Below are 17,502 nucleotides of genomic sequence, written 5' to 3'. Positions count from 1 at the left end.
TTACATCTCTATACACATCGAGCATAATAGCCCAACCAATTTCAAACACACCAAAGCTTACAGCCGTAATGGAATTAAACCTACTAAATCAAGAAGAGATTGCAACACTTCGCAATCTTCTTTCCAATGCAACAAACATAGTAATCTGTGCTCACAAGTCACCAGATGGTGACGCAACAGGTTCGTCATTGGCATGGATGCACTTTCTGAACCAGATTGGCAAGACTAATATAAAGGTGTGTCTACCTGATGCCACACCCGATTTCCTGCATTGGCTACCAGGACATAATTCCATTATCCGTTATGACAGACGACCCAAAGAGGTAGAGAAAGCATTTAAGGAAGCAGACCTCGTTTGCTGTCTTGACTTCAACCAGAGTTCTCGTGTAGATACGATGCAAGAGGTATTGGACTCATCCAAGGCCCCTCGCCTACTCATCGACCACCACTTAGAACCTGAGACAAACAACGCATTGACGGTTTCACATCCAGAAATGTCAAGTACATGTGAGATTGTCTTCCGTCTGATTAGTCAATTAGATGGTTACAAGAAGATGACAACTCAATGTGCGTCTTGCATTTATTGTGGCATGATGACCGACACAGGTGGCTTCACCTATAATTCGTCACGCCCAGAGATATTCTATATTATCGGTCAGCTTCTCGCAAAGCACATTGATAAGGACGAGATTTATAACCGTGTATTCCATAACTACTCTACCAATGCCCTCCGCCTCCGTGCACACATCATCCTCAACAAGATGAAGGTGATTGAGGAGTTGCACGCATCCTATTATACCGTAACAAAAGAAGAGATGGCACAATTCCATTTCATCAAGGGAGACATGGAGGGACTTGTTAATATTCCACAGCAGATTAAAGGACTTAAACTAAGTATCTCATTACGAGAAGATACTGAGAAGCCTAAGACCGTACTCGTGAGTCTTCGTTCTTGCAATGGCTTCCACTGTCAACCTATGGCAGCAAAGTTCTTTAATGGGGGCGGTCACGCTGACGCATCAGGTGGAAGACTAAATTGTACCATCGAGGAAGCAGAACAGATTGCCATTAAGGCGATATTATATTATAAGGAGGAATTGCAATAGGTAAAATCCTCCATAGAAAAAGCATCAACAACATCGTATCTCATAGCCTACTCCCTGTTGAAAGGCTTTTATTCTTCACATTATGAACATATTAGAACTATCTCAAAAACGCTTTTCCGTTCGTAAATATAGCGACAAGCCTGTATCAGAAGAGGACTTACAATATATTTTAGAGTCAGTACGTATGGCCCCCTCAGCTGTCAACAGACAACCATGGAAATTTGTCATTGTAAAGTCTGAAGCAGCACGCAAGCAACTACAAGAATGCTACGACCGTGAATGGTTCAAGTCGGCACCGCTCTACATTATTTGTATGCGTGAGGTTGACAGCAACTGGATACGCAAAGAAGACAACAAGCAGCATGGCGATATTGATGTTGCCATTGCTACTGAACATCTTTGCTTGGCTGCAACAGAGCGGGGCTTAGGTAGTTGTTGGGTATGTAACTTTAATGTAGTCAAACTGAAAGAGACCTTTCCATATACAGGTTTTGAGCCTGTTGCCATCATTCCCGTCGGTCACATAGCAGATGACTGTCCAACGAATGAGAAAAAGCGTAAGACATTAGAGGAAATTACAGACATCATATAATCTTCATAACAACCTTTGTCGGTTGGTGAATATTACTCGTAGCGCTTGGTCATTAGTCGTCTTATAAATATAATGTAACACTCATCGAGAATCTTTTTCCTTTATCTTCAAACAATATACAGAAGGACCTCACCACGTAAGAAGAGGTCAGCGTAAACAATAAGATATTGTAAGAATTAGATTCAAAACTTACCTTATAATATTCAAGCAGAGGAGTCATCTGCTTATAAACATCATTATTCAACAATCAATTATGCGTATTCTTGGAAACATCATTTGGTGGATATTCGGCGGATTAGAGGCTGCTATCGGTTATTTTACAGGTAGTTTAGCACTTGCCATTACCATTATCGGCATACCAGCAGCAATTCAAACGTTCAAGCTCGGACTCTTGTGTCTTTGGCCCTTTGGGGCAGAAGTGAGAAACGGAGAAAGTCTTTCGGGCTGTATCACCATTCCACTCAATATCATCTGGATTATCTTTGGCGGCTTATGGGCATGTTTGACCCATATTCTCTTTGGTATCCTCCTTGCCATTACGATTATAGGTATTCCTTTTGCAAAGCAACACTTCAAAATGGCCGGACTATCACTTGCGCCATTCGGCAAGGACGTTGAACTTCACCTTTAATCCAAAGACAAGAAATAAAGACATTTTATCATCATTTGAATTAAATTCTTTTAAATCCTTGGTAGAACTATTAAAAGTCAGTATCTTTGGCAAAAACAAAGGAGAAAAAGCCCATGATTACGCAAGACAATTTCAACCAAGAATACGCTGACCCGATAGAGGAACAGCAGATTCGCCATTTCGTGTGCATCGAAATGGGGCGACAGATACACAGATATATCAAAGCTATGCACGGCAGCAAGCAACAGATGTTACGTTTTGAAGAGCATCTGAAAGACCTTCCTATGAAGGAAAGGGAGGCTGCTATCGCTCGATACATCGATTTGAACCGCAAAGCTATCAAAGGGTTAGACATGAAGATTGTCTTAGCCCGTGCGATGGCCAACTACTCTGACACCTTCGAATACCTCGTTACATTGGTTAACGATAAGCGAAAGATGGTGAAGTATCTGAACCTCATACGTGAGATATACATTCAGTATCACGAGGTTATCGAACGAAAAGGAAAGTTTGGTATCCTTGACCATAGAGGACGTATACTCGTTGAACCAAAGTATGAGTTCCTTCGTACTTGTTATGTATATGTCGACGACTTACGTACTATGCCACTCATAGCCCAGTTAGACGGTAAACTTGGTTTGATACTCCCTGATGGTAAAGATACTATCATTGCACCTTTCATCTATGATAGTATATCATTGAGGGACGAACCACCTTATTTCGAAGCAAAGAAAGGAAACAAGGAAATTCTGCTTAACACGGATGGTGAAGAGCAATAATACCCAAAAAGAGCTGTAACTGCTAATGCGGTTACAGCTCTTACTTATTACGATAGAATCTTCTTTAAATCTTCTTCAACAAAGCAGTCAAACCAGCAAGTTGCTCCTGCCACATAGTAATCTTACTATTCACCTTGTCAAGGTCGACTCCCTGATTCAGTTCAGGAGAATCACGCTGCTGCTGCAACAGACCGATATACTGATTAACAAGTGCTATCTTAGCCTTAACAGTCTTCTTCTTAGGATAGCCACGTTTCTCTACCTCGCGTTGATACTGCTCAGATATAGTATTAATCTGACGACCACACTCTTCATACTGGCTCAACCATTGCTGGTAAGCAGCGCTATTCTGCTTGTTCTCAAACTGTGTCGTGTTAGCAGAATCACTCTTCTGCTCGTATGAGCTTTGTGCCATACCCATCATTGGGAAAGCCATCAAAGCAATAACCAATAACTTTTTAACTCTCATAATTGTGTTCTTTTAAATATATAATATCGCTGCAAATATAAAGTAAATATCAGAAAGAACCAAAGTTTTTTTGTAATTTTGCATATTCCGATTAGCCCTTTAAATCTCTTTTAAGGGTCTATAAGAGTAAATATAGAATAAAGTTGAGCAATATGAATAAGTATATTGAGGTAAAAGGAGCCAAGGTTAACAACCTAAAGAATATAGACGTAAATATCCCTCAGGGACAATTTGTCGCCATCACAGGTGTATCTGGTTCAGGTAAGTCATCACTTGCTTTTGATACGCTTTATGCTGAAGGACAACGCCGATATGTAGAGAGTCTTTCTGCTTATGCCCGTCAGTTTTTAGGTAGAATGTCTAAACCTGAGGTCGATTTCATCAAAGGACTCCCCCCTGCCATAGCCATTGAGCAAAAGGTTATATCCCGTAATCCACGTTCAACAGTAGGTACTTCTACCGAGATATACGAATATCTCCGTCTTCTCTATGCCCGAATAGGTAGAACATTCAGCCCTATCTCTGGCGAAGAAGTGAAACATCACTCTGTAGAAGATGTCATAGAAAAAGTGATGTCCTACTCAGAGGGGACCAAGTTCTGTATTCTTGCCCCACTCCACATCGTCGAAGGACGAAGCGTACAGAACCAACTTGAAATGGAGATGCAGGAAGGTTATGCACGTATCTATGTAGATAACGACTTTATCCGTATAGAAGATTGGCTGGAACAGAACCCTGCTGACGACAACAACAAAGCGACAACTAAGGATAAGACAAAAAGTATCTATCTTGTCATCGACCGTCTATCCGTTGACAGTTCTAAAGACACACTGACCCGACTCACCGATTCTTGTGAGACAGCTTTCTATGAAGGCGATGGCAATATGCAGTTAATGATTCTGCCAGCCAAGCTTACTTACGATTTCTCCACACGCTTTGAAGCAGACGGCATACGCTTTGAAGAACCGAACGACAACATGTTTTCGTTTAATTCTCCCCTCGGAGCCTGTCCTACTTGTGAGGGTTTTGGTCGCGTCATCGGTATAGACGAGAAATTAGTTATCCCAGACTCTTCTCTATCTGTCTATGATGGTTGCGTTCAGTGTTGGCATGGTGAGAAGATGGCAACATGGAAAGATGAGTTCTGTAGACGTGCAGCAAAAGACAACTTTCCTATCTTCAAGCCTTATTTTGAACTAACAAAGGATGAGAAGGAAAGTCTTTGGAAGGGTCTGCCAAGCGAAAGAAAGAAAGACATCCACGACCGTATCTGTATTGACACCTTCTTCCAAATGGTAAAGGAGAACCAATACAAGATTCAATACCGTGTCATGCTCAGCCGATATCGTGGTAAGACTGTTTGTCCTGACTGCCATGGCACAAAGCTAAAGAAGGAAGCTACATGGGTGAAGATTGGGGGTATGGCTATCACCGACCTCGTTGATATGTCTATTATCAACCTCAAACAATGGTTCGACAAACTGAAACTAACTGAGCATGAGCAAGAGGTCAGTAAGCGACTAATGACCGAGATTACAAGTCGTTTGCAGTTCCTTTTGGATGTAGGATTGGGCTATCTCACCCTCAACCGCCAATCAAACACACTGAGTGGTGGTGAAAGTCAGCGCATCAACCTCACAACCTCCCTTGGTTCTTCACTCGTTGGCTCACTCTATATACTTGACGAACCTTCCATTGGTTTGCATAGTCGTGACACTGATCGACTTATCCACGTACTCAAGGAACTTCAAGCATTAGGCAACACAGTGGTTGTCGTAGAGCATGACGAGGAGATTATGCGTGCTGCTGATTACCTGATTGACGTTGGACCAGATGCTGGACGACTGGGTGGAGAGATTGTATTTGAAGGTAAAGTATCTGACATCAAACGAATAAAGGGAGACATCAATGATAAAAACAATGCCGAGTCAAAGCAACTCCTTGAGAAGTATCCTCGTTCATACACCATTAAATATCTGACGGGAGCGGAGGTTATCGAAGTTCCAAAGAGTCGTCGACCATGGAATATGGCCATAGAACTGAAGGGCGCTCGCATGAATAATCTCAAAGGAGTAGATGTTAAGTTTCCGCTGAACGTCTTTACTGTGGTGACAGGAGTCAGTGGTAGCGGAAAGTCTTCCCTTGTAAAAGGTATTCTCTACCCTGCCCTCAAACGTCATTTAGACGAGGTTGCTGACATACCTGGCGAATATTCTTCTCTTGGAGGTGACTGGAAACAGATTAAACATGTGGAGTTTGTAGACCAGAACCCTATCGGTAAGAGTACACGCTCCAATCCCGCGACTTACGTGAAGGCATACGACGAAATCAGAAAGCTATTTGCTGACCAGCAGTTATCAAAGCAGATGGGCTACACACCACAGTATTTCTCATTTAATACTGAGGGTGGTCGCTGCGAAGAATGTAAGGGTGCGGGTGTCATTACGGTAGAGATGCAGTTTATGGCAGATCTCGTCTTGGAGTGTGAGGAGTGTCATGGTCAGCGTTTTAAGCGTGAGATTCTCGACGTACAGTTCCAAGGCAAGAATATCAACGACGTCTTGAACATGACTGTGTCTGAGGCTATTCAATTCTTCAGTGAGCACAAACGCAAAGCGATTGTCAACAAACTAAAACCATTGGAAGATGTGGGATTAGGCTACATCAAACTCGGACAAAGTTCTTCTACCCTCTCTGGCGGTGAGAACCAACGTGTGAAACTCGCCTACTTCATCGGACAGGAACAGCAAGACCCAACTCTCTTTATCTTTGATGAGCCAACAACGGGTCTGCACTTCCATGATATCGATCGGCTACTCCATGCTTTCAATGCGCTTATCGAACGTGGACATACGATATTAGTCATCGAACATAACCTTGATGTCATCAAGTGTGCCGACCATGTCATCGACCTTGGTCCTGATGGAGGTGATAAGGGCGGAAACCTCGTAATAGCAGCAACACCAGAAGAGGTGGCTCGCTGCAAGGAGAGTCTGACAGGTAAGTATTTGAAAGAAAAATTATAAATTCACGCCTTGATAAGCATTAATCCTATCACAACAGATTGATAACACCTCCCTTCACAGGCGTTTCTTGGTGGTATTAAGACACACTGCAACATAAATCAGTCGACTGAATCTTTTAAGACAGTCGACTGATTTTTAAAAAGGTCAACCCTTTTGAAGAAAAAGGTTGACCTTTTTGAGCAAAAGGGTCAACCCTCTTTAGGAGAAGCGTCGACCGCTTTGAAAGCTATTACCATAACGCTGTTATCTGCCACATGCGTACGTCCTCTAATCTGCTATAAGCAGATAGCCGGATTCTATACGCTATCTGATAACAATAACATAGATAATAGAGACTCATTATGACTATTCCACCAAACGTCGGTATTGTAAGTAGACAAATAAAAAGGCTGAACTCATCCATTGAGCTCAGCCTTTCTTATATCATTATATGGAACTACCAGAAAACAATATCAAAAGACCTGTTTATGGTAGTCATACGTTCATTCTTGTATTCTACTATGCAACCTTCTCCAAACGCTTCATCATCAAGAACATGAAACCAGCGGAGAGGAGACAAAGTACAATAAAGACAGACCATACAATTGTCAGAGGTATGTCATTCCACAAGTATCCGCCGACACTAACAAGCAGGTTACCGATGGCTGTAGCAACAAACCATCCACCCATCATCGCACCCTTGTACTTTGGAGGTGCAACCTTACTAACGAAGCTGATACCCATAGGACTCAGCAACAGCTCACCGAATGTAAGAATGAGATAGGTGCCAATCAACCAGTTACCAGAAGCAAATGGAACAGTCTCGCCTGCAGCCTTTGCTGCAGCCTGCGCGTTAGGAGTTAGCAAACCACGTGATGCCAAAACCATAAGCAGATAAGCACAACCAGCGATAATCATACCGTAAGCTATCTTACGAGGAGCCTTTGGTTCCTTACCTTTAGCTGCTAAAGCACCAAAGATTGCCATACTGACAGGAGTCAAAGCTACTACATAGAATGGGTTAAACTGCTGGAAGATAGGAGCACTAACATCAACAGGACCACCGATGTTATGATACTTATAAACCAATACTCCTACGGCTGCAAGGAATACAACAGTAGAAATCAGCTTAGCCTTAGAGGTCTTGCTCTGGAAGAATGACATAAGACTGTAAACCATGAAGATAATCATCACAAGGTTGATTACATCAAATGCCATTGTCTGAACACCCTCTGCCTTTGGACTAACAAACTCATCAGCAAAGTAATTCAAGGTAAGACCATTCTGATGGAACGACATCCAGAAGAAGATAACAACAGCAAAAACAAGACAAAGAGCAACGATACGTTCCTTTGTCTGCTGTGGTGTGAGTTCTTCTCCAGCAACAGCTGTATCAGTTTTCTTGGTCTGACCTGCTCCAGCCTCTACATGCTTAAAGGTGCTACGGAAGGCATAATAGATAATCATTGAGATAATCAATGACACACAAGCAACTGCAAAAGAGAAATGATAGGCGTCATTACCAGAATAGCCAAGTGACACTTCAGCCCAATCCCTAATTTTCACAGCTGCTGTAGGAGCAAAGAGAGCACCAATGTTGATAGCCATGTAGAAGATAGAGAAACCTGAATCGCGCTTTGTTGACAGCTCTGGTGCATCATAAAGATTACCCACCATCACCTGTAGGTTACCCTTGAACAAACCTGTTCCAAGACTAACAAGTAGTAAAGCACTAAACATTGCTGCATAGCCCATTACTCCTCCACCCAATGGGATAGACAAGAATAAATAGCCCGCAAACATGACGATAATACCAATAGTCACCATCTTTCCATAGCCAAACTTGTCGGCCATAATACCACCTATCAATGGTAAGAAATAAACTAAGGCAAGGAAAACACCATAAATCAAGCCAGCGGTACCACTAGATAACCCGAAATTGGCTCTTAAGAATAAAGTGAATACGGCTATCATGGTGTAATAGCCGAAACGCTCACCGGTATTGGCTAATGCCAATGCGTACAGTGCTTTAGGTTGGTTCTCAAACATAATGATAAAATTATAGGTTAATTATTACTTTGTTCTTACAATGTCAAAAAGGTAAGTAGCCTTAACAACAATATTGCCGTAATTAGATTTGCCGAAAAAGTCTTTCTTTGAGCTTCCATAAATATTGCCCAAACCATAGTAATAGCGGGCTTCCAGCAAGAAATGTCCTACTTGCCGATTGCTATACTCCATTCCTAAACCAGCTACAATACCGTAGTCTAACTTCTTTTCTACAGGCATTGCCTCCTGTGCAATTACCGTATTACTCCGCCCAGTACCATCAGTAGCAAGATTTGGGGTGTCATAGTTCTTTGATGTCGACTCTCCCAAATAGATTCCTAACTGTGGTCCTGCTTGGAAGAAGAAGTTAAAACCGTTTTGTTCACGTCCCCATGCAAGATGAGCAAAAACTGGAATCTGAATATAGTTTACAGTGCGTGAATACTCTTCAGCGGCCCCGTTAGAGTTGATAACAGGCTGATCAGTACCCGTCAGTATCTTCTCCTTCCATCCTACTGAAGCGTAATTGACTTCACCATAGATAGAACAGATAGTATTAAAATACTTCTCGCACACATAACGCACACTCAGTCCGCCCGTTAACCCACCGTGCATGGATTGTCTTACACTCGGAGTGAAGCCCACATTAGAGAGGACATAACCACCATTAACACCAATGGCGAGGTCGTCACGATGGTCTCCTATCTGCGCTGCTGCAGTCAGCGGCAGCGCAAATAGGATAACAGCTAATATTCTTGAGCTTATTTTCTTCATCTCGGGATAAGATACTCTTCTTCAGATTAATAGACAAGATTCTCCATTGTCTGGTCTGTCTTAAAGTGAACCAGTTGGAAGTTATCATTGATATACCCACCCTGTCCTACACGAACAAAGTCGTAACGAGTCTGTAACGGACGATACTTAACCTCGGCAGCAGAACCCTTGAAATCCTTTCCATGTGCTTTCAAACCACGAACAAAGAACTGTGCTTGGTCGTAACCTGTTATTGCCATACGTGGAATAAACTGCTTTGACATCGGCTCGCCATACTGTTCTGTATATTTTGCCTCCAACTCCTTTGTTTTATCTGCTGCCTTATTATAGTAATAGGTAGATGGGATATAAGTGTTATACTTGAAGAACTGGTCAAGATCATAATCTTGATAGACAAACCACTGATTGTATCCAAACAAGCTGATAGCCACACCAGGACGTGCCTTCTTCAACTGATTTAATTTCGCAAAGACCTCATTCAACTGTGGACTCTTCTCTGAATTGATAACTACAACATTTGGACGAGTTGACTCAAAGTGCTTTGAGAAATCTGCATCTGATGACTTTGAACTCGTAAGATTATACTTAATCTTCTGTAAATCGAGCTGTCTTCTCAAAGTTGTTGTGAAGTCGCCCACCTGACTTGTTGCGTCCTTGCAATTAACAAAGATAGGATGGTGTGTTTTCTGAAAACGCTCTAAGAAAGCGGCTATGGCCTTATTCGTTAATGAAGCGTCAGTTTGATAAACCTGGAAAACATTTGGATTCGTCTCCACGTCAGTCGCCGTTATTGAGAATGGAATGACGAGTTTTATATCATACGTACGACAGAAATCAGCCAAAGGCTTTACCTGCTCTGAATAAAGAGGACCAAAGATAACATCCAACTTAGAAGCGTTTGGCTCCAACAATGTAGTTCGGATGTCAGCACCCTTTGGTACGTTCCATGCATGAACATCAGTCGTAATTCCCTCACTCTTCAACTGGTTAAGAGCCAACAAGATACCACGATAGTATTCAACCATACGTTTACCATCTCCATCTTGGTTATGCAAGGGTAGCATAACACCAACACGAATAGCATTCACAGCCTTCGCAGCAACCTGATTAGTGGCAGCCTTTGCCGCAGCCTTCTTGTCTACCTTACCTTTTATAGACCCGTCAGCTTGGAAATCTCCCTCCTTTGAATAAGGAACAAAGATTAGGTCGCCCTTCTTCAGTTCGTATCCTGCTTGCTTCATCGAAGGGTTTGCTTCTATAAGTTGTGGGATGGTAACACCATACTCCTTGGCTATTCCGAATATAGTCTCCTTGCGTTTAACTTTATGTTGGTCGTGCCATTGGACACTTTGTGCCAATATGCTATAACTAAAAGTCATTGCAAAGAATAACAAAAGATATTTCAAATACTTTCTCATAAACATACTGTTGGTTTCAAAAAGATTTAATTACAACTGCAAATATACAAAAGAAATCTGTAATCAAAAGATGTAGAATGATAAAAAACACAAAAACGTTAATAGCAGATAATTTATTTGTGCACATAATAACGTTCTTGTATAATTTTTTAGTAATCTATTGTTCGATGTTATCTTAGGTTCTTCCGAGTTATAGAAAGATAATGACTCACTCACCAGAGAGAAACGATTACATATCTTACAAGAATAGTTCTATTTTAAGTTGCTGTCATATTTAACATTTCATGAAACTTTGCTGTAAACCAACAAGTTAACATCTTAGAATCTATGACAGATATGACAGGAAAACTAATTTGAGTGAATTGAGCTGTTATAGCAACTTTTCTTCATTCATGCTTAATAAGAAGACAAAAAGCAAAAAGTTCAAAGAGGAGGGCTCATCCTACTTCTGCCGTGACGCCTTGACCATTCCTTATAATCTTAAACTGCATCCCATTTGTACGCAAAGACTATGATATTCTGTGAGAACAAACTCCCCTTCTCCTTCTATCAGCATCTTCTACAGGGGGATTTCAATTAGCCTTCAATAGTTAGAAAAGGTCAACAAGGACAGAAAAAATCCTTACACAAAGGTAAACTAAATATCCTCAACATAAGACTAACCTTTCCTTAAAATACAAGTTTATAACATTCAACAAATCAGCATATTACAAACAGCGTCGAAGAAGGGGCCTTTCTTGCTTCAAGAAGGGCGTCTTCAATAGGCAAGAAGAGCATGTTCTTGAACGCAGTTAGGCCTCTTCTATGAGCATGAAAAGCATGTAGTAGCTTTAAGGGGAGCGAAAGATATTGACAAACCACCAAGGAATTTTGAGCTGACGGGGAATGATTAATTTAGGAGTTAAGGAGTGAAAGGGAGTGAAAAGGAGTTAAGACAACACCGTTTATACTCTATTATGAGGGCTGACGGGGAATGATTAATTTAGGAGTTAAGGAGTGAAAGGGAGTGAAAAGGAGTTAAGTCAACATCGTTTACACATTTTTGTAAGGAGCGAAACAACCGATGAAGAAATACGCATTATTATCTTATCCAGACAGGAACATTTACTTGTTTGTATGGGAAAAATTGTGTAAATTTGCACGATTATACAATTTTCAAGGTAACATAAACGAACGATAAGAATGAAACAACATAAACCACGGATATTGGCCATACTGCTTTCAATGGTGCTATCTACAGTAGCTTGGGCACAAAACTGCCAGCCATCGGGCAAATATACAGATACGAATGGTGAGACAAACACGATTGCAGCTGGTGATACTTATAGTGGTTCAGCTCCATTAACAATAACTTTCACAGCCAACCCAGCTACCACAACGGATGCAGCAACAAACTACGAATGGCATTTCTTCAGCCAGAAGAATCCTCGTTCGGCCTTTCTTATCCGTTATGATAAGGACACGGAATACACGTTCACAGAGGCAGGTACGACGAGAGTAATACTCTATGAGATTCTAAATGGTGACACCACACGCTATAACCCAATAAGTCTGTCGATTAGTGAGAGTAGTCTACAAATGCCTAATGCATTCTCACCTAACGGCGATGGCATCAATGATATCTATCGTGCAAAGCCTGGCTATAAGAGTATTGTAGAGTTCAAAGCTATCATCTTCAACCGCTGGGGACAAAAGATATACGAATGGGACGACCCTGCTGGTGGCTGGGATGGTAAGTATAAAGGCAAAGACGTTGCCCAAGGAACTTACTTCGTCAATGTAACCGCCAAAGGAGCTGACGGCAAAGAGTTCCACATCCGACGAGATGTTAACCTTCTCAGAGGTTACACGCAGTCGACGAGATGATGATGGGTGGGTGATGGATGATGAATGATGGGTGGTGATGAATAGCGATTTTCATCAGTGGTTATCTTCAAGGAAACCATCAACACAGTACTAATCATCAACACCCATCACCCAACACCAAACACCCAACTATCCATCAACACCCAACATTCAACACCAAACACCCAACACCAAACACCCAACAACCCCATGAATGAGAAAATAGAAGTCTTCGGAGCCAGAGTACATAATCTGAAGAATGTAGACATAACCATCCCACGCAACTCACTTACTGTCTTCACTGGACTATCTGGTTCAGGTAAAAGTTCGCTTGCGTTCGACACAATCTTCGCCGAAGGTCAGCGTCGATACATTGAAACCTTCTCTGCTTATGCACGCAATTTCCTTGGTAATATGGAGCGTCCAGACGTTGACAAGATTACAGGACTATCTCCTGTCATCTCCATCGAACAGAAGACAACAAACAAGAACCCCCGCTCGACCGTTGGTACAACAACTGAGATATACGATTTCCTACGCCTTCTTTATGCACGTGCAGGTGAAGCCTATTCTTATATGAGCGGTGAGAAGATGGTGAAATACACCGAGGAGAAAGTGGTAGACATGATTATGTCTGATTATCAAGACCGCAAAATATATATCCTCTCACCACTTGTTCGCAACCGTAAAGGACATTATCGTGAGCTCTTTGAACAGATGCGACGCAAGGGATACTTGTACATTCGTGTCGATGGAGAGGTACAAGAGCTTACACGTGGTATGAAGGTAGACCGCTACAAGAACCATAACATCGAGGTTGTCATCGACAAGATGAAACTAAGTGGTACGGAGAATGAGACTCTACGTGAGCGTCTGGCAAAGACGGTCTCTACGGCCATGAAGCAAGGAGAAGGCTTGATAATGATTCTTGATAACGAACGAGACGAAGCTAAATATTTCTCTAAACGACTGATGGACCCAGTCACTGGGATAGCATACAAAGACCCTGCTCCAAACATCTTCTCCTTTAACTCGCCCGAAGGAGCTTGTCCGCAGTGTAAAGGATTGGGTGTGATTGATGAGATAGACCTAAAGAAGGTGATTCCTGATGATAAGCTTGACATCCATAGTGGGGCTATCGTACCGTTAGGAAAGTATAAGAACCAGATGATTTTCTGGCAGATAGATGCACTCTTAAAACGATATGATTGTAGCCTCAAGACCCCTGTCAAGGATATTCCTAAGGAGGCAATGGATGAGGTTTTGTATGGTTCTTTGGAGAAGTTGAAGATTGCTAAAGAGCTTGTACACACCACCTCCGACTATTTTGTGTCCTTTGATGGTATCATTAAGTACCTCCGCACCGTGATGGAGAACGATGATTCCTCAGCTGGGAAGAAGTGGGCCGACCAGTTCATAGCCGAAGCACAATGTCCTGAATGTCATGGTCATCGTCTTAATCGTGAGGCTTTATCTTACAAGATATGGGATAAGAACATTGCTGAACTTGCAGAGATGGATATAACCGAACTGCGAGATTGGATAGACCATGTTGAGGAACACATGAATGAGAAACAGCGTACAATCGCTGTAGAGATAGTGAAGGAGATACGTAAACGTATAAACTTCTTACTCGACGTGGGCCTTGATTATCTTGCATTGAACCGTCAAAGTGCTACGCTTTCAGGTGGTGAAAGCCAGCGTATCCGCCTTGCGACACAGATAGGCTCACAACTTGTCAATGTTCTTTATATCCTTGATGAACCGTCTATCGGACTTCATCAGCGTGATAATGAGCGTCTTATCAACTCGCTAAAAGAGCTGCGCGACATGGGAAACACGGTCATCGTGGTAGAACACGACGAAGACATGATGCGTGCAGCCGACTGGATTGTAGACATCGGACCAAAAGCTGGACGCAAAGGTGGCGAGGTTGTCTTCCAAGGAACACCTGCAGACATGCTCAAGACACACACACTTACCGCACAATACTTGAACGGGGAGCGTAAGATAGAGATACCTAAGGAACGCAGAGAAGGTAATGGTAAGACGCTACAGCTCACTGGCTGTAAGGGTAATAACCTGAAGGACGTAGACGTAACCTTCCCACTTGGCGAACTAATTGTCGTCACTGGTGTGTCTGGTTCAGGAAAGAGTACGTTAATCAACGAGACCCTACAGCCCATTCTCTCACAACACTTCTACCGCTCACTGAAGCGTCCAATGCCTTACAAGAGTATTGAAGGGATTGACAACATCGATAAAGTAGTCAATGTTGACCAAAGTCCTATCGGCCGTACACCACGTAGTAACCCTGCTACTTACACTGGCGTTTTCTCTGATATACGCCAACTCTTCGTCAATCTCCCCGAAGCTAAGATACGAGGCTACAAGCCTGGACGATTCTCTTTCAATGTGAAAGGAGGACGTTGTGAGGCCTGTGGCGGTAATGGCTACAAGACTATTGAGATGAACTTCCTACCTGATGTGATGGTACCGTGCGAGGTCTGCCATGGTAAACGCTATAACCGTGAGACGTTGGAAGTGCGTTTCAAGGGAAAGTCAATAGCCGACGTGCTCGACATGACGGTTAACATGGCTGTAGAGTTCTTTGAGAACGTACCACAGATACTACCGAAGATTAAGGCACTACAGGATGTTGGCTTGGGTTATATCAAGCTTGGACAAAGCTCTACTACCCTCTCTGGCGGTGAGAGTCAGCGTGTTAAGTTGGCTACAGAACTGGCAAAACGTGACACCGGTAAGACCCTTTACATCCTTGATGAGCCTACAACAGGTCTGCACTTTGAAGACATACGTATCTTGATGGACGTCTTACAGAAACTTGTTGACCGTGGTAACACCGTTATCATCATCGAACACAACCTCGATGTCATCAAACTTGCAGACTACATCATAGACATGGGACCAGAAGGAGGACGTGGAGGTGGTCGCATGTTGAGCTGTGGTAGACCAGAAGAAGTGGCAAAGAACAAGGAGAGCTACACTTCTCGTTTCCTTGCGAAAGTTCTGAAATAAGTCATAGCTATCAAGAATAAAGTTACAAGTTATCATCTCTTTTATTTGGATAATCGGTAAATTAGTTCTAAATTTGTCGGGTTTCTTTGATGAAGGAAGGACTGAGTAAGATCGTTCCTTACCCCACCCAACACAGCTATCCATCGGAGAATAAACATATAGATAATATCACCTAAGATTATGAATAAGAAAGAATACTTACGTTCATGGGCTGAAACCTACAAGAACGACCTTACTAACAACATTATGCCCTTCTGGTTGAACCATGGCTGGGACAAGGAGAATGGCGGTATATACACCTGCTTGGACCGTGATGGATCCTTAATGGACACAACGAAATCGGTGTGGTTTCAAGGACGATGGGCCTTCATCTGCGCTTTTGCATATAACAATGTAGAAAAGAACCAAGAGTGGCTTGAAGCCTCTAAGTCGGCTATCGACTTCATTGAGAAATATTGCTTTGACAAAGACGGACACATGTACTTTGAGGTGACAGCAGAAGGCAAACCACTGCGCAAGCGTCGCTATGTTTTCTCAGAGACATTCGCAGCAATAGCTTTTGCCGAATATTCTTTGGCTACAGGTGACAAACACTATGCAGAAAGAGCGTTGCAGGTGTTCCATGATGCACAACGCTTCCTCTCTACACCAGGTTTTCTCCCTGCTAAGTATGAGCCCACAGTAGAGATGCAGAGCCATTCTATCATTATGATTCTCATCAACGTTGGTTCACGTCTGCGTGCTGTGATTGACGACCCAACACTGACCCAGCAGATTGATGAGTCTATCTCGTTGCTCCGTCGCTACTTCATGCACCCAGAGTTTAAGGCATTGCTTGAAACTGTCGGTCCAAAGGGAGAGTTCATTGATACCAATGCAACACGTACCATCAACCCTGGTCATTGTATTGAGACTGCATGGTTTATCATGGAGGAAGCTAAGTTGCGCAACTGGGATAAAGACCTACTCGACACTGCCCTCACCATCTTCGATTGGTCATGGGACTGGGGATGGGACAAGCAATATGGTGGTATCATCAACTTCAGAGACTGCCGTAACCTCCCACCACAGGACTACTCACAGGATATGAAGTTCTGGTGGCCACAGTGCGAGACAATCATTGCCTCTCTCTATGCTTACCTTGGAACAGGCGACGAGGAATATCTCTATCGTCATCAACGCATTAGCGAGTGGACATACGCCCACTTCCCTGATCAAGACTATCCAGAGTGGTATGGTTACCTACATCGTGATGGGACCGTTGCACAGCCTGCAAAGGGTAATATCTTCAAAGGTCCATTCCACGTTCCACGTATGATGATAAAGGGTTACATGCTCTGTCAAGAGATATTGAAGACTATGGAATAGTTATAAGCTACGAAAGAATAAAACAAAGAGTCCCATAACATAACTAATAATAGTTTGTTGTGGGACTCTTTTTATGTAGTGCTGATGTAGGAAATGAAGGAACTAACGTGAGTTAGCAACCACTTAATAAGACTCAAGAAAGAAACGTTCTTGAACTCTATTACTCATCATCATAATTGATAAGGGATAAGTAATGGTTTTGAGAAGGGCAAGAAAGAACTTCAGTAAATCCTTACTTTTTCATGTAACAACACCCTTATTCCTCCCTTTATCCCATCTTCTCCCCACGTTTTAAGGCTTATCTCATCTTGTCCGGATGTCCCGGACAGATTGTCCGAAGGCTTCGGACAGGTTGTACGGAGGCTCCGGACAAGTTGTACGGAGGCTTCGGACAAGTTGTCCAAAGCCTTCGGATAGGTTGTACAAA

At 42.6% G+C, this 17,502-nt stretch carries 12 protein-coding genes; 8 read left to right on the top strand and 4 right to left on the bottom strand.

From position 1 onward, the window contains the following. Positions 1-68 precede the first annotated feature (68 nt). From AXF23_RS13645 to AXF23_RS13630, 4 genes are all read left to right on the top strand, one after another. Positions 69-1,106, top strand: coding sequence for a DHH family phosphoesterase (locus AXF23_RS13645; RefSeq protein ID WP_107625684.1), 1,038 nt, complete (start codon positions 69-71; stop codon positions 1,104-1,106). An 82-nt stretch (positions 1,107-1,188) separates the two neighbouring features. After that, entirely contained in the window at positions 1,189-1,698 is a 510-nt protein-coding gene (locus tag AXF23_RS13640) for a nitroreductase family protein (protein ID WP_107625683.1), read from the top strand. A 253-nt stretch (positions 1,699-1,951) separates the two neighbouring features. Continuing rightward, on the top strand, positions 1,952-2,329 hold the full coding sequence (locus AXF23_RS13635; protein WP_107625682.1) for a YccF domain-containing protein: 378 nt from the start codon (positions 1,952-1,954) through the stop codon (positions 2,327-2,329). A 113-nt stretch (positions 2,330-2,442) separates the two neighbouring features. Continuing rightward, positions 2,443-3,108 (top strand): hypothetical protein, encoded by a 666-nt coding sequence (locus tag AXF23_RS13630; RefSeq protein WP_107625681.1) that lies wholly within the window; start codon positions 2,443-2,445, stop codon positions 3,106-3,108. Positions 3,109-3,172: 64 nt separating this feature from the next. On the opposite strand, the gene AXF23_RS13625 is transcribed toward AXF23_RS13630, so the two are convergent. Beyond that, positions 3,173-3,577, bottom strand: a complete 405-nt coding sequence (locus AXF23_RS13625) for a hypothetical protein (RefSeq protein WP_107625680.1) — start codon at positions 3,575-3,577, stop codon at positions 3,173-3,175. 152 nt (positions 3,578-3,729) lie between these two features. On the opposite strand from AXF23_RS13625, the gene uvrA (AXF23_RS13620) reads away from it, so the two are divergent. Next, entirely contained in the window at positions 3,730-6,603 is a 2,874-nt protein-coding gene (uvrA, locus tag AXF23_RS13620) for an excinuclease ABC subunit UvrA (RefSeq protein ID WP_107625679.1), read from the top strand. 498 nt (positions 6,604-7,101) lie between these two features. On the opposite strand, the gene AXF23_RS13615 is transcribed toward uvrA (AXF23_RS13620), so the two are convergent. From AXF23_RS13615 to AXF23_RS13605, 3 genes are read right to left on the bottom strand one after another with little or no spacing between them, the layout of a single operon-like run. Beyond that, complete coding sequence (locus AXF23_RS13615) at positions 7,102-8,631, bottom strand: peptide MFS transporter (RefSeq protein WP_107625678.1); 1,530 nt, start codon at positions 8,629-8,631, stop codon at positions 7,102-7,104. Between the two features lie 24 nt (positions 8,632-8,655). Beyond that, the gene (locus tag AXF23_RS13610) at positions 8,656-9,405 is read right to left on the bottom strand and encodes a porin family protein (protein WP_107625677.1); all 750 of its coding nucleotides are present in this window, start codon (positions 9,403-9,405) and stop codon (positions 8,656-8,658) included. A 26-nt stretch (positions 9,406-9,431) separates the two neighbouring features. Then, positions 9,432-10,823 carry an amino acid ABC transporter substrate-binding protein gene (locus tag AXF23_RS13605; RefSeq protein WP_107625906.1) on the bottom strand — a complete coding sequence of 464 codons (1,392 nt, stop codon included), beginning with the start codon at positions 10,821-10,823 and terminating at the stop codon, positions 9,432-9,434. A gap of 1,182 nt (positions 10,824-12,005) precedes the next feature. Between AXF23_RS13605 and AXF23_RS13600 the strand changes: the two genes are divergently transcribed. From AXF23_RS13600 to AXF23_RS13585, 3 genes are all read left to right on the top strand, one after another. Beyond that, positions 12,006-12,689, top strand: coding sequence for a gliding motility-associated C-terminal domain-containing protein (locus tag AXF23_RS13600; RefSeq protein ID WP_107625676.1), 684 nt, complete (start codon positions 12,006-12,008; stop codon positions 12,687-12,689). A gap of 189 nt (positions 12,690-12,878) precedes the next feature. Continuing rightward, positions 12,879-15,707, top strand: a complete 2,829-nt coding sequence (gene uvrA / locus AXF23_RS13590) for an excinuclease ABC subunit UvrA (RefSeq protein WP_009011900.1) — start codon at positions 12,879-12,881, stop codon at positions 15,705-15,707. A 180-nt stretch (positions 15,708-15,887) separates the two neighbouring features. Beyond that, a complete protein-coding gene (locus tag AXF23_RS13585) occupies positions 15,888-17,075 on the top strand; it encodes an AGE family epimerase/isomerase (protein WP_089366120.1) in 1,188 nt (395 codons plus the stop codon). The last annotated feature ends 427 nt before the right edge of the window (positions 17,076-17,502 follow it).

The sequence above is a fragment of the Prevotella sp. oral taxon 313 genome, from assembly GCF_003043935.1.
Classification (GTDB): domain Bacteria; phylum Bacteroidota; class Bacteroidia; order Bacteroidales; family Bacteroidaceae; genus Prevotella; species Prevotella jejuni.
Note: the sequence above shows the minus strand (reverse complement) of the source record. Positions and strands in the feature narration are given on the sequence as shown.